General features: G+C 61.2%; 21 protein-coding genes and 1 pseudogene. 9 read left to right on the top strand and 13 right to left on the bottom strand.

Going from position 1 to position 25,156, the window contains the following annotated elements; all coding sequences use genetic code 11:
* Positions 1-7: 7 nt before the first annotated feature.
* Both IFT47_RS01900 and IFT47_RS01895 read right to left on the bottom strand, forming a co-directional pair.
* A complete protein-coding gene (locus IFT47_RS01900) occupies positions 8-1,000 on the bottom strand; it encodes an alpha/beta fold hydrolase (protein WP_192171604.1) in 993 nt (330 codons plus the stop codon).
* Positions 1,001-1,156: 156 nt separating this feature from the next.
* Positions 1,157-1,765 (bottom strand): annotated as a pseudogene (locus IFT47_RS01895) (5-methyltetrahydropteroyltriglutamate--homocysteine S-methyltransferase); the annotation flags it as partial.
* Positions 1,766-1,972: 207 nt separating this feature from the next.
* On the opposite strand from IFT47_RS01895, the gene metR reads away from it, so the two are divergent.
* The gene (gene metR / locus IFT47_RS01890) at positions 1,973-2,890 is read left to right on the top strand and encodes a transcriptional regulator MetR (protein WP_065992512.1); all 918 of its coding nucleotides are present in this window, start codon (positions 1,973-1,975) and stop codon (positions 2,888-2,890) included.
* 40 nt (positions 2,891-2,930) lie between these two features.
* Here metR and IFT47_RS01885 read toward each other — a convergent pair whose 3' ends face one another.
* From IFT47_RS01885 to IFT47_RS01875, 3 genes are all read right to left on the bottom strand, one after another.
* The gene (locus IFT47_RS01885; RefSeq protein ID WP_192171606.1) at positions 2,931-3,335 is read right to left on the bottom strand and encodes an NUDIX domain-containing protein; all 405 of its coding nucleotides are present in this window, start codon (positions 3,333-3,335) and stop codon (positions 2,931-2,933) included.
* Between the two features lie 2 nt (positions 3,336-3,337).
* Positions 3,338-4,429, bottom strand: a complete 1,092-nt coding sequence (gene ddlA, locus IFT47_RS01880) for a D-alanine--D-alanine ligase (protein WP_192171607.1) — start codon at positions 4,427-4,429, stop codon at positions 3,338-3,340.
* Positions 4,430-4,592: 163 nt separating this feature from the next.
* Positions 4,593-4,862 (bottom strand): type B 50S ribosomal protein L31, encoded by a 270-nt coding sequence (locus tag IFT47_RS01875; protein WP_122536087.1) that lies wholly within the window; start codon positions 4,860-4,862, stop codon positions 4,593-4,595.
* Positions 4,863-5,057: 195 nt separating this feature from the next.
* Here IFT47_RS01875 and IFT47_RS01870 point away from each other — a divergent pair, with 195 nt between their 5' ends.
* Positions 5,058-5,429 (top strand): hypothetical protein, encoded by a 372-nt coding sequence (locus IFT47_RS01870; RefSeq protein ID WP_192171608.1) that lies wholly within the window; start codon positions 5,058-5,060, stop codon positions 5,427-5,429.
* A gap of 79 nt (positions 5,430-5,508) precedes the next feature.
* Here the strand turns inward: IFT47_RS01870 and IFT47_RS01865 are convergent, their stop codons facing one another.
* The gene (locus IFT47_RS01865) at positions 5,509-6,834 is read right to left on the bottom strand and encodes an APC family permease (RefSeq protein ID WP_192171609.1); all 1,326 of its coding nucleotides are present in this window, start codon (positions 6,832-6,834) and stop codon (positions 5,509-5,511) included.
* A 160-nt stretch (positions 6,835-6,994) separates the two neighbouring features.
* Positions 6,995-7,810 (bottom strand): carbon-nitrogen hydrolase family protein, encoded by an 816-nt coding sequence (locus IFT47_RS01860; protein ID WP_192171610.1) that lies wholly within the window; start codon positions 7,808-7,810, stop codon positions 6,995-6,997.
* 132 nt (positions 7,811-7,942) lie between these two features.
* On the opposite strand from IFT47_RS01860, the gene IFT47_RS01855 reads away from it, so the two are divergent.
* From IFT47_RS01855 to IFT47_RS01835, 5 genes are all read left to right on the top strand, one after another.
* Positions 7,943-8,755, top strand: a complete 813-nt coding sequence (locus IFT47_RS01855; RefSeq protein ID WP_192171611.1) for a helix-turn-helix transcriptional regulator — start codon at positions 7,943-7,945, stop codon at positions 8,753-8,755.
* A gap of 228 nt (positions 8,756-8,983) precedes the next feature.
* Entirely contained in the window at positions 8,984-10,126 is a 1,143-nt protein-coding gene (locus IFT47_RS01850; RefSeq protein WP_192171612.1) for an OpgC domain-containing protein, read from the top strand.
* Between the two features lie 213 nt (positions 10,127-10,339).
* Positions 10,340-13,462: a transglycosylase domain-containing protein gene (locus tag IFT47_RS01845; RefSeq protein ID WP_192171613.1), complete on the top strand. Its 3,123-nt coding sequence runs from the start codon at positions 10,340-10,342 to the stop codon at positions 13,460-13,462.
* Between the two features lie 130 nt (positions 13,463-13,592).
* Entirely contained in the window at positions 13,593-14,186 is a 594-nt protein-coding gene (locus IFT47_RS01840) for a PadR family transcriptional regulator (protein ID WP_192171614.1), read from the top strand.
* Positions 14,183-14,953: a siderophore-interacting protein gene (locus tag IFT47_RS01835; protein WP_192171615.1), complete on the top strand. Its 771-nt coding sequence runs from the start codon at positions 14,183-14,185 to the stop codon at positions 14,951-14,953. The genes IFT47_RS01840 and IFT47_RS01835 overlap by 4 nt, the downstream gene beginning before the upstream one ends.
* A gap of 73 nt (positions 14,954-15,026) precedes the next feature.
* Here IFT47_RS01835 and IFT47_RS01830 read toward each other — a convergent pair whose 3' ends face one another.
* Both IFT47_RS01830 and IFT47_RS01825 read right to left on the bottom strand, forming a co-directional pair.
* Entirely contained in the window at positions 15,027-15,689 is a 663-nt protein-coding gene (locus tag IFT47_RS01830; protein WP_192171616.1) for a Pr6Pr family membrane protein, read from the bottom strand.
* A gap of 28 nt (positions 15,690-15,717) precedes the next feature.
* On the bottom strand, positions 15,718-15,948 hold the full coding sequence (locus tag IFT47_RS01825) for a VF530 family protein (RefSeq protein WP_192171617.1): 231 nt from the start codon (positions 15,946-15,948) through the stop codon (positions 15,718-15,720).
* Positions 15,949-16,519: 571 nt separating this feature from the next.
* On the opposite strand from IFT47_RS01825, the gene IFT47_RS01820 reads away from it, so the two are divergent.
* Entirely contained in the window at positions 16,520-17,902 is a 1,383-nt protein-coding gene (locus IFT47_RS01820) for a carbohydrate porin (RefSeq protein ID WP_192171618.1), read from the top strand.
* Between the two features lie 113 nt (positions 17,903-18,015).
* On the top strand, positions 18,016-20,448 hold the full coding sequence (locus tag IFT47_RS01815) for a glucose/quinate/shikimate family membrane-bound PQQ-dependent dehydrogenase (protein WP_192171619.1): 2,433 nt from the start codon (positions 18,016-18,018) through the stop codon (positions 20,446-20,448).
* Between the two features lie 105 nt (positions 20,449-20,553).
* Here IFT47_RS01815 and IFT47_RS01810 read toward each other — a convergent pair whose 3' ends face one another.
* From IFT47_RS01810 to IFT47_RS01795, 4 genes are read right to left on the bottom strand one after another with little or no spacing between them, the layout of a single operon-like run.
* Entirely contained in the window at positions 20,554-20,985 is a 432-nt protein-coding gene (locus tag IFT47_RS01810) for a group I truncated hemoglobin (protein WP_192171620.1), read from the bottom strand.
* On the bottom strand, positions 20,985-21,875 hold the full coding sequence (locus IFT47_RS01805) for a DUF3034 family protein (RefSeq protein ID WP_192171621.1): 891 nt from the start codon (positions 21,873-21,875) through the stop codon (positions 20,985-20,987). Before IFT47_RS01805 ends, IFT47_RS01810 begins: the two co-directional genes overlap by 1 nt.
* Positions 21,876-21,889: 14 nt before the next feature.
* A complete protein-coding gene (locus tag IFT47_RS01800; protein WP_192171622.1) occupies positions 21,890-24,235 on the bottom strand; it encodes a bifunctional diguanylate cyclase/phosphodiesterase in 2,346 nt (781 codons plus the stop codon).
* A complete protein-coding gene (locus tag IFT47_RS01795; RefSeq protein ID WP_192171623.1) occupies positions 24,232-24,903 on the bottom strand; it encodes a methylamine utilization protein in 672 nt (223 codons plus the stop codon). The genes IFT47_RS01800 and IFT47_RS01795 overlap by 4 nt, the downstream gene beginning before the upstream one ends.
* Positions 24,904-25,156 lie beyond the last annotated feature (253 nt).

Here is a 25,156-nt window from a genome sequence, read left to right as displayed (position 1 = left end):
CGCTGCATCAGAGCTGGGCGACGTGGGAAGCGTCCTCGCGATGCTCGCGTAAATACGGCAACACCGCCGCCAGCAACGGGGCTTTGAAGGCTTCCTGAAAACGGTGGGCCAAGCCGGGAATGAGCTTCAGTTGACTGCCCTGAATGTGCGCCGCTACATGAATGCCATGCATCACTGGCAACAGCGGATCCGCCGTGCCGTGCACGACAAGCGTCGGCACCCGCAGACGATTCAACAGCTCCACGCGGCTGGGTTCAGCGAGGATCGCCAGAATCTGCCGTTTCACGCCTTCAGGATTGAACGCCCGGTCGTAGGAAACCGCCGCCTGATGCAGCAGCATTTGTCGATCATCCTTGACCTGCGGGCTGCCCAACGCAGCCAGCAAATCAGCCTGCTGCTCGAGTGCGGTCTGCCGGTCCGGCGCGCCACGACGGGCGAGCAGTTGCAACAACGCCGGGCTGGGCATCGGCAGGCCGGGCGCGCCGGAGCTGGTCATGATCAGCGTCAGACTCTCCACGCGCTTGGGCGCCATGTCGGCCAGATGCTGCGCAATCATGCCGCCCATACTCGCCCCCAGCACATGGAATTGCTGAACATGCAGCGCGTCCATCAGGCCTAACGCATCCTGAGCCATGTCGGTCAGCGAATACGGCGCCGACACCGGCAGGCCGATCTTGTAGCGCAGCACTTCATAGGTGAGGTTGGCGCTCGAGGGGGCCTGGACCCAGGTCGACAATCCGACATCCCGGTTGTCGTAGCGAATGACCCGGAAGCCCTGCTGACACAGGGCGACGACCACCTCATCCGGCCAGTGGATCAACTGCCCGCCAAGCCCCATGACCAGCAGCAGCGCCGGATCGGAATCACGCCCGATGCTCTGATACGCCAGGTGCACGTCATCGAGCTCGGCCACTTGCGTGGGAACGTCAACATCGCATCGAGAGGCCGCAAAAGACGGCAGGCTGCACAAGAGCGCAGCCAGAAAAAGTAAAACCCGCATGGAAAAACACCGACACACAGAACCCCAGTAGGCCGCGAGTCTGATGAAGTCTGCTCAATCGCGCTGCCACAGTTGCGTGACAGTTTGATGAAGAGGGCTGAGCGGTAGCAAAACGGTCATCTGGGCCTGTGTTTACGCTGCTGCAGTTGTCGGTGTGCTGATCGAATCCGAGACCCAGAGGTTGTCGGCGAAGCGCAACTGAGCTTCCTTCACAACTTCCAGCGCGGCTTCAGCGTTGGCGCTGGCCGCGTCCAGTTCACCCACAACGCCCAATGACAGCACTTTGTAGGTCGGCAGGCGGTCCAGCACCAAGGGCATTTGTTCAGGCGCACTGAGCACATCGACATGCAGCCCTTGCACGGGCAGGCACACCGCGAGGCCGAGGTTACTGCCCAGCCCAAGACCGCCACACGAAACCGCGAGCAGCTTTTTAAGCGGCGAATATTGCAGGGCGTGGTAGGCGCGCTCGAAGGCGTTCTTCCAGTCCTGCGGCAAGTCCAGGGTCAGGATCGGCTCATCGATCTGCACCCACTCGACGCCCTTGCCCGCCAGCCGACCGAGGATCTCGCCATACACCGGCAGCAGACGATCCAGCAGGTCGAGCTTGTCGAAGCCTTCGCCCTCCGCTTGCCCCAGCCAGAGGTACGTCAACGGGCCAATGATTTCCGGCCGGATCGTATGGCCCTGCGCGCGGGCTTCATCGACCTCATCGAACAGCGGCGCCCAGTTCAGGTTAAAGCGTTGGTCCGGGGTGAACGTCGGCACTGAATCCACCTCAACGCCGTCACCCAGCGTCTCGAGGATGTGCTTGAAGCCCCTGGCCACGCCGATGTGAGGAAAATTCGAGTTGTTGACCTGGCCCATGCTGACTGCTTCCTTCAAAAGATGGCGCCATTGTCGACACTTCCCCTTACATGAGACAAACTCATTAAATTCGTGTTGATCACAAAATTTACTCATGGAGCGCCATCGGTGCTGGAAATTCGCCACCTGAAAACCCTGCATGCATTACGCGAAGCAGACAGCCTTGTCGACGCGGCTGACCGATTGCATCTGACCCAATCGGCGCTGTCGCACCAGTTCAAGGAGCTGGAAGAGCGCATGGGCATGCCGCTGTTCGTGCGCAAGACCAAACCGGTGCGGTTCACCAGCGCGGGCTTGCGCCTGCTGCAACTGGCTGACTCGGTGCTGCCGCAACTGCGCCATGCCGAGCGCGATATCTCGCGGCTCGCCGGCGGTGTCGCCGGGCGCCTGCACATGGCCATCGAATGCCACAGTTGCTTTCAATGGCTGATGCCGACGATCGATCAGTTCCGCGATGCCTGGCCGGAGGTGGAGCTTGATCTGGCGTCGGGTTTCGCTTTCGCGCCCCTGCCCGCCCTGGCCCGTGGCGATCTGGATCTGGTGGTGACCTCGGACCCGTTGGAACTGGCAGGCATTACCTATGTGCCGCTGTTCACCTACGAGGCCATGCTCGCAGTCGCCAACCAGCATCCGCTGGCAGCCAGGCCTTATGTGGTGCCGGAAGACCTGATCAATGAAACCCTGATCACCTACCCCGTCGAGCGCGACCGCCTGGACATCTTCACGCGTTTCCTTGAACCAGCCGACATCGAACCGGCGCAGGTGCGCACGTCCGAACTGACGGTGATGATGATGCAACTGGTCGCCAGCGGACGCGGCGTCTGTGGGATGCCGCACTGGGCGCTGCATGAATACAGCTCACGCGGCTACGTGAAGGGCAAGCGGCTGGGGGAAAAAGGATTGTTCGCCACGCTGTACGCGGCGATTCGCGCAGACATGCTGGACGCGCCCTACATGCGTGACTTCCTGCTGACGGCGAAGGACACGTCGTTTTCGACACTGGATGGGGTGAGCGCGGTTCGTTAATCCGCCCCGCTGCTTAACCCATGCAATGCAGCCCTGCAAATCAGGCGTTTTGCAGGCTTCGGTACAGCGGCAATATCGAGTCCCGGGTCAGCGGCGCCAAGTGCAGCTGGTCAATATCTCTGCCGTCGACCCAGATGGCTTCTTCGATCTCGGCTGCAGGATTGACCGGGTTCTCAACCTGAACGCCATAGAGCTGGCAATTCACTTCGAAGCCCGGTTCATTCGCCGCTACCGCCGAAAACTCACCCAGGAATCGCGTTTGCTCCGGCGCGATGACCAGCCCCAATTCCTCGTTCAGCTCACGGGCCAGCGCATCGAGCGCCGACTCACCGGCGTCGATCTTGCCGCCCGGCTGCATGAACGCTTCGGTCCCGCGTTTGCGCACCAGCAATGTTTTGCCATCGGCACGGGTCAGCAGCGCGGCGGCGATACGGAGGGTTTTCACCGTCACAGCACCACCTCGGTCTTCAGCGCGCGGGTTTCTTCGGCGCGTTCCAGCGCCAGCGTGATCAACCGGTCGATCAGCTCGGCGTAGCTCAATCCGCTGGCCTGCCAGAGTTTCGGGTACATGCTGATGGAGGTGAAACCGGGGAGCGTGTTGACCTCGTTGATGATGATTTCCCGTGCCTCGGTGACAAAGAAATCCACCCGTGCCAAACCGGCGCAGCCCAGCACGCGATAGGCCTGCAGCGCCACTTCACGCACGGCTTCGCTCATGTCTTCGGGCATCTGCGCGGGGATCGCGATGCGCGCCTGACCGTCGTTCAGGTACTTGGTGTCGTAGGCATAAAACTCGTCATTGGCGACGACTTCACCGCACACGCTGACCTTCGGTTCGTGGTTACCCAGCACGGCGCATTCCACTTCACGACCGACGATGCCCTGCTCGATCAGCACCTTGTTGTCGTAGTCAAAAGCCAGCTTCAGCGCAGCGGCATAACCGGCTTCGTCGACGACTTTGCTCACGCCGACCGACGATCCCTGACACGCCGGCTTGACGAAAAGCGGCAGGCCCAGTTGTGCCGAGACGCTGACAAAATCCACCGTCTCGCCACGGTGAAGGACCACAAACGGCGCAACCGAAATACCCGCATCGCGCAGCAGCCGTTTGGTCACGTCCTTGTCCATGCAGGCCGCGGAGCTCAGCACATCCGGGCCCACGAACGGAATGTCCAGCAGGCGCAACATGCCCTGCAGGCAGCCGTCTTCCCCGAAACTGCCGTGGATCAACGGGAACACCACGTCGATGCGCGGCACCTCTGCGCCGGTCTGCACTTCCACGAACTGCGGCCCGCTGGCGCCTGGCATCAGCGAAAGAAGGCGGCCGGATTCACTGAGTTTGATGTGCGCAGGATCGGTGGGGTTCTGCAGGTAATCTTGCTCGTCGAAGCGCAGCCAATGGCCCTGCTTGTCGACGCCGATAAGGGTGATGGAGAAGTTGTTGCGATCAATCGCGTTGATCACGTTGCGCGCCGACTGCAACGACACTTCATGCTCGGAGGATTGCCCACCGAAAACGATGGCGACTGACTTTTTCAAAGGGGGATGCTCCTGAATTTCAGGCCGCAGAGCTAAAAGCAATTTGGCCCGATAGTCCAGTGCCAAGGTGGCCTGCAAGACGGAATACAGTGAAAAAACGGCAAAAAAAATCCCGCGCCCGGGTGATCGACTGGCGATGCCCGGAGCGCGGGAAGTGCTGCTGTCATTCCTCTTTCTTGGCGCCGGAGCCGAAGGTGGCGAAGCGCTTGTTGAAGCCAGCGATACGGCCTTCGGTGGTGGTCTTGCGCTGTTGGCCGGTGTACATGGGATGCGACGCGCTGGACACGTCGAGGGCAACGTAAGGGTAGGAGTTGCCATCGGTGTGGGTGTGCGTGCGGTCGGTGTCAACCGTGGAGCCGATCAGAAAAAACACATCGGCAGCGGTGTCGTGGAACAGCACTTGGCGGTAGTCGGGATGGATGTCGGCTTTCATCGTCTTTCTCCAGAATGTAAGCAATCATGTAATACGTTATATAGTATCAATTCGGCAAAGTTCAATCGGAAACGATTTTGTAACCGTTACAACTTTCGGCTTTTCCGGCGCCTCCCCTGCCGCTAACGTTCGCGCCCTGACGACCCAGCCCCGTCACGGACGGGAACGGAATGAACAACACCAGGAGGTAGTGCCATGCACCTGATCGATCAATACGAAATGAGCGTCCCCGCACACATGAAGCTAATTGACGCCCGCAGCGCGTTGAATCATCTGCAGCGTCTGGTCCAGGCAACCGACGGCAAGCCTGACGCCGAGCAACTCGTCAGCCTGCTCGCCACGATCGTGGAGGCTTTTCACGAAGCCGCTGACGACGTCATGCCGGTCAACGACCACGACGTGTTCATGCGCCAGGCGTGCGAGTGGAACTACATCGGGCTGTCTCCCAAAGAGCGCGAAGTGCTCCACGAGATCCGCTGCTGCAATGACGACGGCAAAGAAGACATCTATCGAATGGTCAGCGAGACGCTGGACCGCAAGCCGATGCTGATGCCAGAAGCTCAGTAATCCAGGGTTGCGTTCAGGATCTGCTCGCACAAAAAGGGCGCCTGTGGATGGCGCCCGCGCTGCATCGCCCGCCGTGTCACTAGGCCGCTTCTTGAAAATCCATTTCCGGCGGCTGACGACGGAATCCGCCGGTCAGCCACGCCAGGTACACACAGCCGATGGCCAACCAGGCCAAACCCAGCATGATCGCCAGTTTGTCCAGGCTGATCATCAGCCACAGATCGGCAATCAGGCCAATCAGTGGGCAGATCAGGAACAGCAGCAGCTCGCGGGGCCCGCGTTTCTCGCCCGCAATCCAGTAGTGAAAAATGACCGACAGGTTGACCAGACTGAACGCCAGAAACGCGCCGAAGTTGATGAACGAGGTGGACGTGGTGACGTCCAGTTTCAACGCCAGCAAGGCCACCACCGCGCACAACAGAATACTGTTGACCGGCGTGCCGAATCGTTCACTCAGGCTGGCAAAGAACGACTTGGGCAACACCCCGTCGCGGCCCATCGCATAGAGCAGGCGCGAGCCGCTGGCCTGGGCGGAAAGCCCTGACGCGAACTGCCCGACGATAAGGCCAATGAGGAAGATCGTCACGAACACGTCGCCGCCGATATTGCGCGCGATTTCATAGGCGGCCGAGTCAACGTTTTCGAACTGAGCGGAGGGATGGGCAAGCTGCACAAAGTACGACACGCCGACAAAGATCAACCCGCCGATCAGCGTGATGAGCATGATCGCCCGGGGAATGGTGCGACGAGGATCGCGGGTTTCTTCGGTCAGGGTGCTGACGGCGTCGAAGCCCAGGAAGGAATAACAGGCAATCGCCGCTCCGCTCATGATCAACGGCATCTGCATGTCACCGTTCAGGAAGGGCGACAGCGTCCACAACGGTTTGCTGGCATCGCCGCCGATGTAATGGATGCATAGCGCCACGAAGGCGGCGAGCACCAGGAACTGCACGATCATCAGCAAGGCGTTGATGGTATTGGCGAGCTTGAGGCCAACGATGTTGATCAGGCTGGTCACGACGATGAACGTCAGCACCCACACCGGCTGTGGCACAGACGGGAACGCAGAGCCCAGATACGCGGCACCGATCAGCCAGATCGCCATGGGCAAGAACAGGTAATCCAGCAGCACCGCCCAGCCGGCAATAAACCCCAGCTTGGGGCTGATGGCTTTGCGCACGTAGCTGTAGGCAGAGCCGGCCACCGGAAACGCAGCCGCCATGCGGCCGTAACTCATGGCCGTGAAAAACATGGCAACCAGAGCGGCCAGGTAAGACGCGGGGACCATGCCGCCGGTGGTTTGCGCGAGGATACCAAAGGTGCCGAGCACAATGATGGGGGTCATGTAGGCGATGCCGAACAGCACCACCGACCCTAATGAAAGGGTGCGTTGCAAACGAGCCATGAGCGACTACTCCGAAATTTATAGGTTTTATGGCAGAGAAAAGTGCGGCAGAACAAAGGCGTATTTTTAGTTGGAGGGCGTGCATCCACTGCCGCGATCGACGCGGCAGTGAGGGTTCATTCTTCTTGTTAGGCTTGTTATGGATGTCGCTTCTGACGCTTCAGGGAATGATCAGCTCGCGCACGCCGTTGGCATGTTCGACGACTTCGCCCGGCAGTCGCAGGCGCTGGTCATCCAGGTAGCGGTAATCGCGACGCGCAGCCTGTAGCTGCCCAAGGTCGAGTTCGGCGGTGAGTTGCGTGTCTTCCCGACCCGCCTCGTGCAACAAAGCCCCGAATGGGTCAACCAGTGCGCTGCCGCCCGCGAATACCAGCCCGCCCTCGCCTTCGCCGACGCGATTGACCATGAGCGCGAACGCCTGATTTTCCTGAGCACGGGCCATGATTGCGGTGCGGTGGGTCGGACCGTAGGGGTCCATGTTGCCGTTGGTGACGATGATCAGATCAACGCCGAGTTGCGCCAGCGCGCGGGCCGACTCCGGGAACTCGATGTCGTAGCAGATCAACAGGCCGACCCGCAGCCCGTTCCACTCACAGGTGGCGTATCGATCGCCCGCGCTGAACACGCCGCGATCGGACGCCCACAAATGCGTCTTGCGGTAACGCAGGGCGATGCCTTCGGGGGTAATGAGCAACGTGGTGTTGAAGAACGCGCCGTTGTCATTTTCGGCCATGCCGATCACGACGGAGACACCGCGCGCCCGCGCCGCTTCACGAATGGCGCTGACACTGGGGCCGTCCAGCGCTTCGGACACCCGGGCAACGGTCTCGCTGGAGGGGAAGCCCATCAGGTGCGTTTCCGGGAACACGATCAGCGCAGTGTCGTCAGCGCATGCCGCAATGGCATTCAGCGCGCGCTTGAGATTGTGGACGGTGTCGTTGTCCTGGCCCGTCAATTGGGCGAGTTCCACCTTCATGGGTTCTCCTTATAAGGTCGCGGGCCGGTCAGGCACAAAATGCTGGCCTGATGAGTGGCTCTGCGGGCAGTATGCGCATCAGTAAGTGTTACGGGGAATTACGCAGCTGTAGTAACCCAATAGGGGTAGAGGATGACAATCGCACTTCAGGACATGGCCTGGCATCGCTCGGTCGGGCAGTTGATTGAAGCGCTGGACCGCCCCAATTTCTGGGCCCAACTGGTGCGGCTGCTTGATCAGTACGTCAGTTTCGATAGTTGGGTCGCGCTGCAATTCAGCTCCGGGCAGCGCCCGCAGGTGTTCGCCGAGAGCCCGGCTGAAGATGGCAGCCCCGACCAGCTGTTTCAGGATTACCTCAAAGGCCTGTACCTGCTCGACCCCTTCTACGTCGCCAGCCGCGAGCGCTCGCAAAGCGGCCTGTTACGCCTTGCCGAAGTCGCGCCCGAGCATTTCGAACTCACGGAGTATTACCAGCGCTACTTTCGGCTGAACGTCGTCGCCGATGAAATTCAGTTCAATTGCCAGATCGACCAGGACCGCACCCTGTGCCTGTCCCTGGGCTCAACCCAACGATTCAGCGCCGAACAGATTGCCCTGCTGTCGATGATCCAGCCGTGGGTCATCGCCCTGTTACGCCAGCGTCTGCCCTTCGAAATTGAAGCTGCGGCAACCGACCAAGAGCTGCTCGATACGCCGTTGCCGATGAGCAACTGGCGCAAACAGCTCGAAGCATCGGCTCAGCACAGCCGTGGCGCGCAGTTGACCGCGCGGGAGCTGGACGTCGGACGACTGATGCTCAGCGGCTGTTCGAGCAAGGAAATCGCCCGCAAGCTCGCCATTTCTGCGGAAACCGTGCGCGTCCATAAAAAGCACATGTACAGCAAACTTGGCATCAAATCGCAATCCGAGCTGTTTTCGATTTTTCTGCAAGCGCAGAGTGCTTGAGTCGCAGCACTGGCTTGCCTGATTGAAGCAATCGCGACGGTGCCAGCCAAGAAGGGTCTGTCTCGCTGTGTGAAGCGTCTCAAATCGAGACATCCTGCAACATCCACCCTTTGCTTTTACCCCGCAAACCCGCCACCCTGCGCGCCGCCGATCAGACCCTGCTGACGGCAAGGAACCACGGCCGCCACTGGCCCCTCTTCTTTAAACACCTTTGCAAGGCCCACCGTCATGACGAACGGACGCGACCATCGCATCGACTTCTTTCGGGGTCTGGCGCTGATTTTCATTTTTTGGGATCACGTGCCAGCCAACCCTTTCGCGCAACTGACGCTGCGCAATTTTGGTTTCAGCGACGCCGCCGAGGTGTTCGTGTTTCTCGCCGGCTACGCCGCCGTACTCGCTTATGGCCGCATGGCGCAACGGGACGGTTACGTGGTGGCTTGCGTGCGTATCCTGCGGCGCACATGGGTGCTGTACGTCGCGCACATCTTCTTGCTGACGCTGCTGATGGGCATCGTTTTCGTTGCCAACAATCACGTCGAAACCCGCGACATGGTGCGGGAGATGGGCCTGGAGTATTTCGTCGGCAACCCGCAGCAGGCGCTGGCCGATGAACTGTTGTTGCGCTTCAAACCCAACCTTACCGACCCGCTTCCGCTGTACATCCTGCTGATGGGCGCGTTGCCGCTAATCCTGCCTATCATGCTGCGCAACGCAGCGCTGGCGATCGGCCTGTCGATTGCGCTGTACATGATGGTGCCGCTGCTCGGCTGGAACCTGCGCGCCTACGAAGGCGGCGGTTACTGGTATTTCAATCCGGTCGCCTGGCAGTTGATTTTCGTGCTCGGCGGGGCCTTCGCCCTGCATACCCAACGGGCGCCAATCGTAATCGCCCCTGCTCGGCCGCTTTGGCAACAGCCGCTGTTTCTCATAGCGGCGGCTTACCTGCTGCTGGCCGGCGTCATCACCGTGCTGTGGAAATTTCCTGACGTGCATGACGCGCTCCTGCCTACCGCGCTCACTGAATTGATCTACCCGATCAGCAAGACAGACCTGTCTCCGGTGCGCCTGCTGCATTTCCTTGCGCTGGTGTATGTCGTCGCAAAAACGCTGCCGACTTCGGTAACCTGGCTCGACAACTGGCCTGTCCAGCAGACCTGCCGAATGGGTCGCTATTCGCTGGAAATTTTCTGCCTCGGCGTCCTACTCGCCCCGCTGGCCGACATGGCGAACGCGCTGGCCGACGATGCCTGGCAAATGCGCGTGATCACCGCGTTGTTGGGGCTGGGGTTGATGCTGCTGTTGTCGAACTGGCTGGAGTTGAACAAGCGGTTGGGCAGCCCGAAGGCGGCGCGGGTGGTGAAGGTTTGATGGGGCTGTCGCGCACTGCCTGACGGACAGCCTCTCACCACGGTTCGTGCCGTTCAGAGTCTCCATCCGCTCGTCAAATAAGCTCCACCTCGATCCGGAACCAAGGTTGCACATCGGAAAGATCTTACGCCCCTGCGCACAAAATCCCCTCCATGCCCACCAGCGTCTACGCTTGTAACAAGTGCGATGTGCAGGTTTGACCGGGCCAACGATATGGGCGCTTTTTGGCATTCCGATACGAAGAAGGCTGCGGTCAAGGCTGACAGTCAGGGGAACGGATCAATGCCAGCCAATGCTCGCCCACGGCGGTACGTGTGGCGGTTTCTGCTGGTGGCGGTGCTGACGGCAGCGGTGATCCTGGGATTTGTGGTCTCCACGGAAGTCCGCAGCTCTCGTCTGCAGGCCCAGGAATTCAGTCACCTGGCCCAAGGCCTGAGCTACAGCGTCGAAGCCGGTCCCAGCGACGCGATTGTGTATCCCGGCGAAGGGCCTTTCGACAAGCGTCTGGGCTATTCCGCTCTGGGCGAATTTCTGCCGCGCTTGCTCAAGCGTGACTACCTGATCAGCGCCCAGGCGCGTTTCTCCCCTGATCTTATGTCCTACGCCAAGCGCGGTTTCTTCGTGCCCTATCAGGAGAAGATTCAGTCCGGCCTGACCATTACTGACTGCCGCGCCGAGCCGCTGTATCAGTACACCTACCCGCAGCAGCTGTACCCGACCTTCGCCGCCATCCCGCCTGTGCTGGTCAACAGCCTGCTGTTTATTGAAAACCGCGACCTGCTGGACGCTCAGCGCCCGCTGGTCAACCCGGCGGTGGACTGGCCAAGGTTTTTCAAAGCGGCGCTTTCCCAGGTGGCGAAGGTGGTGGGGTTGCCGGGGCAATCGGCCGGTGGCAGCACGCTGGCGACTCAATTGGAGAAGTACCGGCACTCGCCGGACGGCCTGACGCTGTCGGGCAGCGAGAAGATTCGTCAGATGGTTTCTGCCAGCGTTCGCGCCTATCAGACGGGGCAGCAAACCCTGGAGGCGCGGCAGCGAGTGGTGCGGGATTACCTCAACAGCGTGCCGCTGTCGGCGGTACCCGGTCATGGCGAGGTCCACGGTATGGCCGAAGGTTTGCGGGTCTGGTACGGCGCGGACTTCGACCGCACCAATCACTTGCTGGCCTCGACAGCCAAGGACGATAAAACCCTGGCAGCGAAGGGTTTGGCGCTGCGCGAAGTCCTGTCGTTGGTGATCGCCCAGCGCAGGCCCTCACACTTTCTGGCGAAGGGTCGCAAGGAGCTCGCGGATCTGACTGACAGCCATCTGCGCGTGCTCGCACAGAACAATGTCATCGATCAACCGTTGGCCGACGCCGCACTGGCGGCCAGCGTGACCTATCGCGACTGGGTGCAGCAGCCGACCGTGCAGCCGATTGAGAGCAACAAAGGCATCACTGTCGCCCGCACGCGGCTGTCGAACATGCTCAACCGTTCGCTTTACGACCTCGATCGCCTGGATCTGTCGGCCACCAGCACGCTGCAAAACGACCTGCAGGTCAGCGTCGGTCAGTACCTGCGCGACCTTGCCAAACCCGAATTTGCCGGTCAGATGGGCCTGATCGGCGAGCACCTGTTGACCCCCACCAGCACCCAGGCGGTGCGTTACAGCTTCACGCTGTTTGAGCGCGACCCGGATGGCTCGCGGGTGCGGGTGCAAACTGACAGCACCGATCAGCCGTTCGACATCAACGAGGGCAGCAAGCTGGAGTTGGGTTCGACGGCGAAAATGCGCGTGCTGACGACCTACTTGCAGATCATTGCCGAGCTCCACGACAAGTACGCCGATCTGCCCAATAGCACCCTGAAAAAAGTCCCGGTCGAGGAGTCAGACCGACTCAGCCGCTGGGCCGTGGATTACCTGATTCAGAACAACGATCGTGACCTCTCGAAGATGCTCGCTGCAGCCCTCGATCGTCAGTATTCGGCCAGCCCCGGGGAGAGTTTTTTCACCGGCGGCGGCCTGCATCATTTCAATAATTTTCGCCGGGAGGACAACGCCCGCAACCCCACCCTTCGCGAGGCGTTGCGCGAGTCGATCAATCTGCCGTTCATTCGCCTGATGCGTGATCTGGTGCGCTACACCACCTATCAGGGGCCCAACAACAGCGCGGTGTTGCTCAAGGACGACAGCGATCCGAGACGTCAGGAATACCTGGCCGATTTTGCCGACCGCGAGGGCAAGTCATTCCTGTTGCGCTTCTGGAAGCGCTATAAAAACAAATCCACCCAGGACCGGCTCGACACCTTTCTCGACGGGGTGCATCCCGCTGCGAGCCGGCTTGCCGCCGTGCACCGCTATCTGCTGCCGGACGCCACGCAGAGCGCGTTCAATGCGTTTGTTCGTGCGCACATGGCCGGGGAAAAAGGCAAAACGGCGCTGACCGAAAAGCGTCTGGACGAACTTTATTTCGCCTATGGCCCTGGCAAGTTCGATCTGCCGGATCAGGGCTACGTTGCCCGCGTGCACCCGCTGGATCTGTGGCTGGTGGGGTATCTGCTGCAGAACCCGGACGCCACGTTCAAGGACGCCGTCGCGGCCAGCCGTTTCGAGCGGCAGGAAGTCTACAGCTGGCTGTTCAAGAGCCAGCACAAGAGCGCTCGCGACAGCCGCATTCGCACGATGCTGGAGATCGAAGCGTTCCTGGATATCCATCAGCGCTGGCAGCGGCTGGGCTATCCGTTCGATCATCTGGTGCCTTCACTGGCGACCGCGATCGGCAGTTCTGGTGATCGACCCGCCGCGCTAGCCGAACTCATCGGCATTCTCCAGAACGATGGTATTCGGCTGCCGGTGCTGCGCATCGACAGCCTGCACTTCGCCGCGCAAACACCTTACGAAACCCAACTGATCAACAACCCCGAGTTGGGCAAGCGGGTGCTGCCGTCGGAAGTCGCTGCGGCCATGCGCGAGGCGCTGTCACAGGTGGTCGATGCCGGCACGGCGAGGCGCGTGTCCGGCAGTTTCAAAACTCAGGATGGCAGCGTGCTGGCCATGGGCGGCAAGACCGGCACGGGCGACAACCGCATCGAAAGCATCGGCGCAGGCGGGCGAATCTTGGCGTCCAAGGCCATCAATCGCACCGCGACCTTCGTATTTTTCATCGGCGATAACCATTACGGCACGCTGACGGCGTACGTCCCGGGCCGCGCCGCCGAGAGCTTCAAATTCACCTCCGCCCTTCCGGTGCAAGTGCTCAAAGGCATGGCGCCGATTCTCAATCCCTACCTGGAGCCGGGCAATTTCACGCAGTGCAAGGTGCCCGTTCCTACGCAAGTCGCATCGCGTCTGTAGCCGGTTTTTCATTGAAGTCATCGCGTTCGTCTCCTGAAAACCGGGAGACAACCGTTCGTCTTAACGCGTCTTGTGGAAACAATAAGATATATCTTAAGGTATATCTAACTTGTACCAAGAGATGAAAAAAATGAAAGACCACTCACACGATCACCCCCACCACCATCGTCCTCACTTCGGCGAACACGGCGACGGCCGCGATGGTTTCGAGAAACGAACTGGCCGAGAACGCGGCGGCCGTGGGCCTCGGGTATTTGCCCCGGGCGACCTGAAATTGCTGCTGCTGGCGTTGATCGCCGATCAGCCGTGCCACGGGTATGACTTGATTCGCCAGATCGAAGCGCTGTTCGACGGCGCCTACAGCCCGAGCCCGGGCGTGGTTTACCCGACGCTGACCTTTCTGGAAGAGAGCGAGTTGATCCAGGGCGATGCCGATGGTGGCAAGAAGCGCTATGGCATCACTGAGGCCGGTCAGCAGTTCCTGACTGAACAGGCGGTGGCGCTGGATGGCGTGAAAATGCGCATCGACGTCAGCAAGCGTTCGTTGCGTGGCCATGATCGTCCGCCGGAAATTCACGAGGCCGTGCACAACCTGCGTCATGCCTTGCAGATGCACCACGGTCGCTGGAATCCTGAGGAAATCCTGCGGGTTCGCGACCTGCTGAACGACACCGCGAAAGCCATCGTCGACGGCCAACAACCTGCGTCGGAGAAATCGGAATGAATGCACCCCAGGGAATTCACCGCGTCAGCCACGAGATCAAACGTCGCAAGCTGCAAGTACTAAGGGTGACCGACGTCACCCCGCGCATGCGCCGCGTTACCTTGCACGGGCCGGAGCTTGCGGGGTTCATCAGTCTGGGCACGGATGACCACGTCAAACTGTTGTTCGCCACCACGCCCGAAGAGCAGGCGGCGCTGGACAGCGATGCGCCGCTGCAAAACGCTGAAGGCCCGCGCCCGACGATGCGCGACTACACCCCGCGTCGCTACGACCCGCAAACTGGCGAGCTGGACATTGATTTCGTGCTGCATGGCGACGGTCCGGCGGCGACCTGGGCGGCTCAGGCCGAAGCCGGGCAAACGCTGAATATCGCCGGGCCTCGGGGTTCGATGATCGTGCCGGACATGTTCGACAGCTATCTGCTGATCGGCGACGAAACCGCCCTCCCCGCCATTGGTCGTCGGCTGGAAGCATTGTCGGCCGGTCGACGTGCGCTAGTAGTGGTTGAAATCGATAACTTGGCGGAGCGTCAGGCGCTGACCAGCGATGCGAAGATTGAAGTGATCTGGGTGGTGCGTGGCGAGCAGGACCTGCTTGAAGTCACGCGCCAACTGACCCTGCCGCAAGGCAGTTTGTATGCCTGGGTGGCAACCGAGTCGTCCCTGTCACGCAAAGTGCGGCGCGTGCTGCTGGATGAGTTCAAGCTGGACGAAGCGGCCGTCAAGGCAGCAGGCTACTGGCGCGCGGACGGTTCGGACGAGGAGTGAGGTGTACGAGATCCTCGGGATGATTGAGTGCTGCAGGCGCGCCAGATTCGGGGCGTCTCAGCATGATTGAGGTTTACGACTGCCCTCTGCGGCCCAAAACCTTGTCTATCCCATAAACGACTGACCCGATTCCCACGAAGCCCGCCAGTACGCCCAACGCATTGGTCAGCGCCTGGGCCACTCCCAGCGTGCCGATGTCCAGGAATGGATACAGGTAGTCGCCGAAGGCATTTCCGCGTAACAGCAAATAGCCGAAGTAGACGACGGGATACAGCGTCCAGATCAGCACATGTCGGGGTTTCAACAGGCCTTTGGGCACGAAGAACAACCAGTAGCCGAGGAACAGCAGCGGCATGACGTCGTGCAGCAATTCATCGGCGATCCACTGCCAGCCCTCGGGCGTCCACAGATGGCGCAGCAGCAGGTTGTAGGCCAGGCTCACCAGAATAATGCTGGTGGTGATGCCCGCGCAGACAACGGGGGAACGGAAGAACCGATACCCCGCCGAATGCCGGTCAATGACCGCACAACTCAGCGTCACCGCTACCAGCGTGTTGGTCACCACGGTGAAGAAGCTGCAGAAGCGCACCAGTCCACCGAGGAGGCTGGCGTGGTCGATCCATCGCCCCCACAGAATCAGATACAGCTGCACCGCGAGCCCGAACCAGCCCAGCATGGCGGCCGTGATGACAAAGCAGCGCCCGCCTGGAGACAGGTGCAACGGGGGGCTGGGCATCTCGATCAAATCCTTGGCAGGCGGCAAGTCAGCTCGGGCGCCTGGTGCGCGCCAGCTTGATGTACAACCCTTCGACCTTCTCCCGCGCCCAGGGTGTTTTGCGCAGAAACGTCAGGCTGGACTTGATGCTCGGGTCGCTCTTGAAGCAGCGAATGTCGATCCGCTCAGCCAGCCCCGACCACTCGTAATGCTCGACCAGCGCGATGAGGATCTGCTCCAGCGTCACGCCGTGCAGCGGGTTGTTGTTGGGTGTGGTCATGGCGGGCCTATGGACGCTGATGGGACAGGACAGTTTCGCGAGCTGCGCACCTTAGCGGACGCACCGGCGGGTGTGAAGGGTTGGGTGATTTTCAGGATTTTAGTGGGACCGGCTTCAGCCGGGAAAGCGTCATTCGCCACGCCGCAAATTTGAGGGTGCTCACACGGGCCTCTTCCCGGCTAAAGCCGGTCCCACAATTTGATGGCATTTATCAGTCGGGAGAGCGCCAGCCGCCATGTCGCAGAATCCTACAACCTCAATACGCCTGACTACACACTCATCCATGCGCCGCCTGCAAAGGTCAGCGGCAAATCGCCCTTCCCCGCAGCACCGTAAACAGGCGGGTTGAACAGTGGACAGCGCTGCCCTGCCTGCCCGCCACTGTTACGCCAATCGCAACGATCCATGTCGCAATTTCGACTTTTTAAAAAATCGTTAGGGCCCTATCATCGCCGCCCTAAACGCTGAAACGGTTAATTCGTCATTTGTTAAGACCTTGCAATGCGCCTTCAAAGCGTTGCGAGCGGCATCGCCTTTTGCTCTCGAATAACTCAAAAAGACCTCCCGCCCTATGCCCAGTCATCTGAAACGCCTGACCTGCACCCCGACCTGCAAATCGTCCCGAGCCCTTCGTCATGCCAGCGCGCTGAGCCTTGCGGCGCTGGGGATCGCGACCTGTGCCCATGCCGCGCCGGCGTTCGACAGCACGTCGCCGTGGATGCTGGGTGACTGGGGCGGCAAGCGCAGCGAGCTTTCCGAACAGGGTTACGACTTCAAGCTCGATTCAGTCGTGGAAGTGGGCTCCACCCTGCACGGCGGTTACAACCATGACAAGGCGACCCGTTACAGCGACCAGTTCGCCCTCGGCGCGCACATGGACCTGCAGAAAATCCTCGGCTGGCACGACGCCGAATTTCAGCTGACCCTGACCAATCGCAACGGCGACAACATCAGCAACGACCGGGTGGGCGACCCGCGCACCGGCACCATTTCGTCGTCCCAGGAAGTCTGGGGCCGTGGCAACGTCACGCGGCTGACCGACCTCTGGTACCAGCAGAAATTTCTCGACCAGACGCTCAGCGTAAAAGTCGGCCGGTTCAATGAAGGCGAAGACTTCAACACCTTCCCGTGCGACTTCCAGAACCTGGCGCTGTGCGGCTCGCAGGTCGGCAACTGGGGCGGCGGCATCTGGTACAACTGGCCGATCAGCCAGTGGGCGATGCGCGTCAAATACCAGCTGAACCCCGAACTGTTCGTGCAGGTCGGTGCGTTCGAGCAGAACCCGTCCAACCTGGAAAACGATAACGCCTTCAAACTCAGCGGCAGCGGCACGAAGGGCGCGGTATTGCCGGTCGAAGTGGTCTGGTCGCCGAAGGTCAACGGCCTGCCGGGCGAATACCGCGCCGGTTACTACTACAGCACCGCCGACAGCAGCGACGTTTACAAGGACAGCAACGGTCGATACGCCGCCCAGAGCGGCGATGACTACGCCTCGTCGTCCAGCAAACACGGCATGTGGCTGACCCTGCGCCAGCAAGTCACCAGCCAGGCCAGCGATAACAGCCGCGGCCTGAGCCTGTTCGCCAACGGCACGCTGCACGACAAGAAAACCAACATGATCGACAACTTCGTTGCCCTCGGCGCGACGTACAAAGGCCCGTTCGACGCGCGCCCCGAGGATGACATCGGCGTCGGCATCAGCCGCATCCACGTCAACCCGGCGTACCGCAAGAACATCAACCTGCGCAATCAGGCCGAAGGCGTCTCGGACTACAACGACCCGGCCTTCCTGCCCGTGCAGGACACTGAATACAACGCCGAAATCTACTACGGCGTGCACGTCGCCAACTGGCTGACCGTGCGCCCGAACCTGCAATTCATCCGTCATCCGGGCGGCGTGAATCAGGTCGATGACGCACTGGTCGCGGGGTTGAAAATCCAGTCCTCGTTCTGATCAGCCCCACTCGTCCGGCTGCACCCAGGCATCGGCATTGAAGGCATGGCTAAACGGCCGCGCCTTCACGCCAACACGCGCTAACCACCACATCGTTACGGAGTACAACACTTATGAGCACTGAGGGTGCTTTCGGTAAGGGTCGCCTGCTTCCGAGCTTGCTCGGGCTGGTGATTCTGATAATGGGTCTGGCCTTGCTGGTCGGCGGCATCAAACTGCTGACCCTGGGCGGGTCGCTTTATTACCTGCTGGCCGGCATCGGCTTCGCCATCACCGGCGTCCTGCTGATGATGGGTCGCAGCGCGGCCTTCGGCCTGTACGCACTGGTGTTGTTCGCCAGTACCGTGTGGGCTCTGTGGGAAGTCGGCCTGGATTGGTGGCAGCTGGTGCCGCGTCTGTCACTCTGGTTTGCCCTGGGCATCGTGATGCTGCTGCCATGGTTCCGTCGTCCGGTCCTGCGTGGCCAGGTCGGCGATACCGGTACTCGCGCATTGGGCGCTGCCGTGATTGTCGCGGGCATCGCCGCGCTGGCCAGCCAGTTCACACACCCCGGTGAAATCAAAGGCCAGCTGGACCGCGAAACCGCCGGCACCACCAGCGCCGCGCCGGCCATGCCTGACGGCGACTGGCAGTCCTACGGTCGCACGGCCTTCGGCGATCGCTACTCGCCGCTGTCGCAGATCACCCCGGACAACGTCAGCAAGCTGGTCCCGGCGTGGACCTATCGCACGGGCGACATTCCGGATCCGAACGATCCGGGTGAAACCACGGCCGAGAACACCCCGCTGAAAGTCAACGGCATGCTCTACGTCTGCACGCCGCACAGCCAGGTCATCGCACTGGACCCGGACACCGGCAAGGAAATCTGGCGCTTCGATCCGAAGATCAGCAGCGGCAAAGCAGCCAACTTCAAGGGTTGGGCGCACATGACCTGTCGTGGCGTGTCGTATCACGATGACGCCGCCTATGCTGCCACCGCGCCGACCGACGCTGCCGCCCCTGCGCAAAGCCCGGCCGCTCCGGCAGTTGCTGGCGCAGCCAATGCCTGCCCGCGTCGGATCTTCCTGCCGACCGCCGACACCCGTCTGATCGCCCTGAACGCCGACACCGGCAAAATGTGTGAAGACTTCGGCAATCACGGTTCGATCGACCTGAGCGCCAACATCGGCACTTACGCACCGGGCGGTTACTACTCGACGTCGCCACCGGCCGTGACCAAAGACCTGGTGGTCATTGGCGGTCACGTCACCGACAACGTGTCCACCGACGAGCCGTCGGGCGTGATCCGTGCGTTCGACGTGCACACCGGCCGTCTGGTCTGGAACTGGGACAGCGGCAATCCGGACGACACCACGCCGATTGCCGAGGGCAAGACCTACACCCGCAACTCGCCCAACATGTGGTCGATGTTCAGCGTCGACGAAAAGCTGGGCATGCTCTACCTGCCGATGGGCAACCAGATGCCTGACCAGTGGGGCGGCAACCGCACCGAGGCGTCGGAGAAATTCAGCGCCGGTCTGGTCGCGCTGGACATCGCCACCGGTCACGTGAAATGGCATTTCCAGTTCACCCACCACGATCTGTGGGACATGGACGTCGGCGGTCAGCCAACGCTCATGGACATGAAAACCGCTGACGGCGTGAAGCCTGCTGTTCTGGCCTCGACCAAGCAGGGCAGCATCTATGTGCTGGACCGCAGCAACGGTCAGCCCATCGTGCCGATCAACGAAATCCCTGTACCCCAGGGCGCGGTTGCCGGCGATCACACGTCGCCTACCCAGCCGAAGTCCGACCTGAACTTCATGCCGCCGCCGCTGAAAGAGCGCGACATGTGGGGCGTGACGCCGTTTGATCAGATGCTCTGCCGGATCGACTTCAAATCCCTGCGTTATGAAGGCCCGTTCACCCCGCCGTCGCTGCAAGGCACGTTGGTGTATCCGGGTAACTTCGGCGTGTTCGACTGGGGCGGCATTTCGGTCGATCCCGTGCGTCAGATTGCTTTCGTGAACCCGAGCTACATGGCGTTCCGTTCCAAGCTGGTACCGGCAGCAGAAGTTGAAGGCGGCCCGGGTCGCAAGAGCGAAACCGAAGGCGTGCAGCCGAACAAAGGCGCGCCGTACGGTGTGATCCTTGAAGCGCTGTTGTCGCCGATGGGTCTGCCTTGCCAGGCGCCAGCATGGGGTTACGTGGCGGCGGTCGATCTGACCAACCACCAGACCATCTGGAAGCACAAGAACGGCACCGTGCGCGACAGCTCGCCGGTTCCGATCCCGCTGACCATGGGCGTTCCAAGCCTGGGCGGCACGTTCATCACCGCCAGCGGTGTGTCGTTCCTCAGCGCCACACTGGACCAGTACCTGCGCGCCTACGACGTTCGTAACGGCAAGCAGCTGTGGGAAGGTCGTCTGCCAGCAGGCGCCCAGACCACGCCGATGACCTACACCGGCAAGGACGGCAAGCAATATGTGCTGGTCGTTGCAGGCGGTCACGGTTCGCTGGGCACCAAACAGGGCGATTACGTCATCGCCTATAAACTGCCGGATTGATCAGTTTCACTGATTAGCTGCGTGCAGAAACAGAAAAGGCGGTCCCGTGAGGTGACCGCCTTTTTTGTGCGCGCTGAACGGACGCCAGGAGTGAGGCGCGAGAAGCTATTTCTCGATCACTTCGCCGCGTTGGGGCGCCAGCCGGGCAATGAACCGGTTCTGCGTCGTGACCGGAATGTGCTGCTCGTTCATCGCATCGATGAGGTCCTCGACCAGCGCATTGAAATCGCTGCGGCTGAGTTTCATGCCCTTGTGCACTTCTTCCAGAGAGTCACCCGTGTACGTGCACGGCCCGCCTGCCTCGACGCAGAATCTCTCCACCAGCTTGTCGCGCACCCGGACGATGTCGACCTTGGCGAAGTATTTATAGATGCGGTCATCCTGGGCGATGTGCAGGAGCATGCCTTCGACGATTTTCTGGATGCCGGCGCGCTGGCCCAGGTCCTGATAAAGGCTGTCGTCCTTGGGCGGCTGTTGGGCGCACCCCACCAGCAGCGACAGACTGAGCCCGACGATCAGCCACAAAGACCGCTTCATCAAAAGCTCCCTTGCACGGAAAGGTAGGTGCCGTTCTGGTTGTCCAGCGTGGCGATTTCACCGAGATGCGCGTAGGCCAGCACCACGGAAACATGCTTGTTGGGGAACCAGCCGACAAAGAAGTCTGCCCAGTCGCTTTCGCCGGCGAACGACAGGTTGTCGGGCTTCTCGCGGTAATCCATGCCCACCGCCCAGTGCGGGTTGAACAGGATGGCTGCGCCGCCCTCTTTCAGTACGCTGCGGGTATCGCGGCGGTCGCCGCCAAAGCCCATCAAACCGGTTTCGTTGGCGCGGCTGTAACGCAAACCGGCGTTGACCACTACGTTGTAGCCAAAGGCCGCGCCCATGAACAGACGGCTCGCCGTGACGTAGCCCTCGACATCCGAATCCCGCTTGGCGCCCACCAGGCTGGGGATGAGGAAATCGTTCTGGTGTTTGTATTCCAGCCCTGCCGAGACCTGCGGCAGCTGATCGTAGATCAGGTCGCCAAACAGGCGAACCTTTACGCCGAAGATGTCCTGAGTGAGGTTGTCCTCCGGCAGATTGAGCTTGCTGACCAGTGATCCCAGGTCGAAGCGTTGATGGGCGTAGGAAATCTCGACGCGATTGCCATAGGAAGCCGCAGCGCCGACCACATCCAGGGTGTAGTCCGGCAAGTCGACGTGGGTCGCGAAAGCATTGCCGCCCCACTCGCCCTGCTCGTCATACCCGGCGAGCATGGCCCAGGGAATGATCCCGCCGCCTGCGCCGCCTTCAATGCTGCTGGCGCCGCCGGTCGCGATCAGCCGGCCCTGTTCGGCTTCAGCCGTTGGCGCAACCCACGCTGCGCAGGCTCCCACCACACTGGCCAGTACCACGGGGCTCAAACACGTCGAAAGATTTCGTGCCATAAATCTCTGTTCCATCAATGCATCGTCATGCGGGGTGGGAGCTGGGCCTGCGCGATCCAGGCTTCGAATGCGACCGCACTCAGCGGCCGACTGATCAGATAGCCCTGTGCGGTGTCGCAGTGCCAGCGCTCCAGCAGACGCAGGCTATGTTCGTATTCGACGCCTTCGGCGACCACCTTCAGGCCCAAGTTATGGCTCATCTCGATGGTCGAGCGAACGATCACGGCGTCTTCACTGGTTTCATCCAGGTCGCGCACGAAGGACTGATCGATCTTCAATTCCTGCACCGGCAGCCGCTTGAGGTGGGCCAGCGAGGAGTAACCGGTGCCGAAATCATCCACTGACAGACTGATGCCGAAATCACGCAGGCGATTGAGCACTTTCAACGACTGCTCGGGCTCGCGCATGATCGCGCTTTCGGTGATCTCGAAAATCAACTGTTCAGCCGGCACGCGGTAGAGCTTGAGCAGCGCAGCAACGCGGTCAGCCAGATCGTTGCCCAGCAGGTCGTCCGCCGAGATGTTCACCGAGACCTGCAGAATGAGACCGCGCTGCGCCCACTCGGCGAGCTGGCGCAGCGCATCTTCGATGACCCAGTTGGTGAGGATCTGAATGCTGCCGGTGCGTTCCGCCAGCAGGATGAACTCGGCGGGCGATACCGAGCCGAATTGCGGGTGCTGCCAGCGCAGCAAGGCCTCGGCCTGAGTAACCCGGCCGTTGCGAATATCCAGTTTCGGCTGGTAATGCAGTGAAAGTTCGCCGTTGCGGGCGGCCTGGCGCAAGTCGCGGATCAGACTGATCTGCCGCAGGTGAGCCACATCGCGACCGTCCACATAGACTTGCAGACGCCCCGGCAACTGCGCCGCGTCCTGCCGCGCAATGGACGCACGCCTGAGCAGCTCGGTCGCCGAATCGCCATTGGCCGGATAGGCCGCGATGCCGATGCAGGCATCCATCGCGATGTCCTGCTCGCCGATGCGCTGGGGCTTGACCAGTAAACGCTGCAGCCGGTCAGCCACCGCGACGGCGCTGTCGGTCTCGGCGTTTTGCACCAGCAGTAGAAATTCGTTGTCGGAGAGCCGCGCCACCGTATCGCCGGGACGCAGCGGCTCTTGCAGTTGTCCGCTGATGATCCGCAGCAGTTGCTCAACCCCCTCCAGACCGACGTTGGTGCTGATCGCGCGGAAGTTATCGATGCCCAGATAAAGCAGCGCCACCGGTCGCTGTGCAACGACCGCGCTGCCGAGGCGCTCCATCACCAACGCGCGGTTGGGCAGCCCGGTCAGTGGATCATGCAGGGCATTGTGCGCCAGCTGCAGCTCACGCTCGGCGATCCCGCTCTGCATCGAATTGATGGCGCTGGCGAGCAGGCCCAGTTCGTCCCCGCGATCCAGCACCACGGGCGTTGCGTAATCACCTTCGCCAATACGCCGGGCGGCCTGAGCCAGGGCACTCACCGGCTGCGACAGGCTGCGCGCCAGTAACAACGCGCCGACCAGCGAACACGCCAACGCCACGACAGTGATCCAGAACAGCGTCTTATCCAGCGGCGCGAATGCCTGCATGGCTTGATCCAGCGGGCTCTGCAGCAGGGCCACGACCTCGCTGTCGCTGTTGCTGCCCAGCCGCAGGGTTTTGCTCAGAAAACTCTGGCTGTGGTGCTCGGTCATCTGCATCTCGTTGCTGGGCGGATTCATCATCACGCTGCGCAGGCTGTCAAACAGCGTCTCCGGCTGGGTACTGATCATCTGACCCGGCTGCTTTTGCACGAGCGACAGAAAAGACACCTGCAAACCACTCAACGAGCGCAATTCTTGCGCCAAGTCACCGTCCATGCTGAAACCCATCACCACGCGGGCAATCGGCAGCGGTGCGAGCACGGTGCTTTCAACCAGCAAGTGCGGCTGCCCCTGCAACGGCACGATCAGCATCGATTGATTCTTGCCCTTGAGGTCACGCAACGCCTGGATGTACGGGAACGGCGAACCTTCTGGGATCTGCGCGACGGTGCTGGCCATCACCGTGCCGTCCATGCCCAGCAGGAACATGTCATTGGCGTTGATTCGGGCGCCGTGGTTGAGCAGCACCGAACGAATGGTTGCCGAGTCCGCGGATGCCACGGCGTCACGGAAACCGAAGTCGGTGGACAACAACTGCACGGCGTCGCGCAGCCGCTTGCCGCGCATTTCCAGCAAGCCTTCAAACACCCGGGTGCCGACTTCGAGCTGCGCCTGGGCCTGTTTGCGCACAGCGTCCTGGGTAGCGGCTTTCACCGCAATAAACACGGCGAAGACCACGATCAGCAGCAGCATGATCAACACGCCGGCAATTCGCGCCTGAAAGCTGATGCGCACCTTCATTCGTGGGCCGCTTTATGAAAGGCGTCGCCAAACGCGCTGGACGGCGGCGCGGCGGGGGTGTTCTCGGCGTTGGGCTGTACGGCGATGCTGAACCGCTGCTTGAGGCCGCCGGCCGGAATGTCGATCTCGCCGCCGGACACCGGCAGCATGTCGGGGGCCTGCGGGTGCCAGAGGGTGACGGTGTAGTGACCGGCGGGCACTTGATCCAGGGTCAGCGCACCTTTGTCATTGCTCACGCCGAACCAGCCATCGTCGCTGACGTATACGTAACCGAGCATGTTGTCGTGCACGTTGCAGCCGAGCACCACCACGCCCGGCTTGTCGAACAGCACGGGGGCCGACGGCGTGCCGCCATACAACCGCAGTTCGAAACGCTTGGGCGTCGAGAACGAATACACCTGATGGCGGATCTGATCGCTGTTGGGAAAACTGATTTGGGTACCGGTGCGCACCGCCAGCACATGGGGGGCAAATTGCACATCGCGCTGGTCCATGTCGGCTTTCAGCGACCCGGCAGGGGGCGTAGTTGCACCGCGCAAGGTGAGCACCGCGTCGGGAAGCGGCTTGCCCTGGCCGTCGACGAACTCGGCGGTCAGGCTGGCCGCATGGGCGAAGGTGCCATACAGAGCGGTTACAACCAGCAACAACGAAATAAAAACACGGCGCATGACAGATGTTCCAGACAGCGAGGCCCGCAAAGAGAGCCTACTTGGCGATGATTTCCAGCGTAGCCCACGGATCGGAGGTCGGCGATATCAGACGGACTTCCGGCAAAGCACATGGCCACCACCTATTGGAGGCCACGGCCTGGCGCAACGCCACATATGCTTTTAAATCGGCCTGCTTAGTCATTGCTATCGACCAGCGCTATTGAAACCTGAGGCTTTGCGCCCCATCTAAGGCTCATCTCCATTTATGCAG

The organism is Pseudomonas sp. CFBP 13711 (assembly GCF_014842265.1).
Taxonomy (GTDB): domain Bacteria; phylum Pseudomonadota; class Gammaproteobacteria; order Pseudomonadales; family Pseudomonadaceae; genus Aquipseudomonas.
This window is presented reverse-complemented; position numbering and strand designations above follow the sequence as displayed.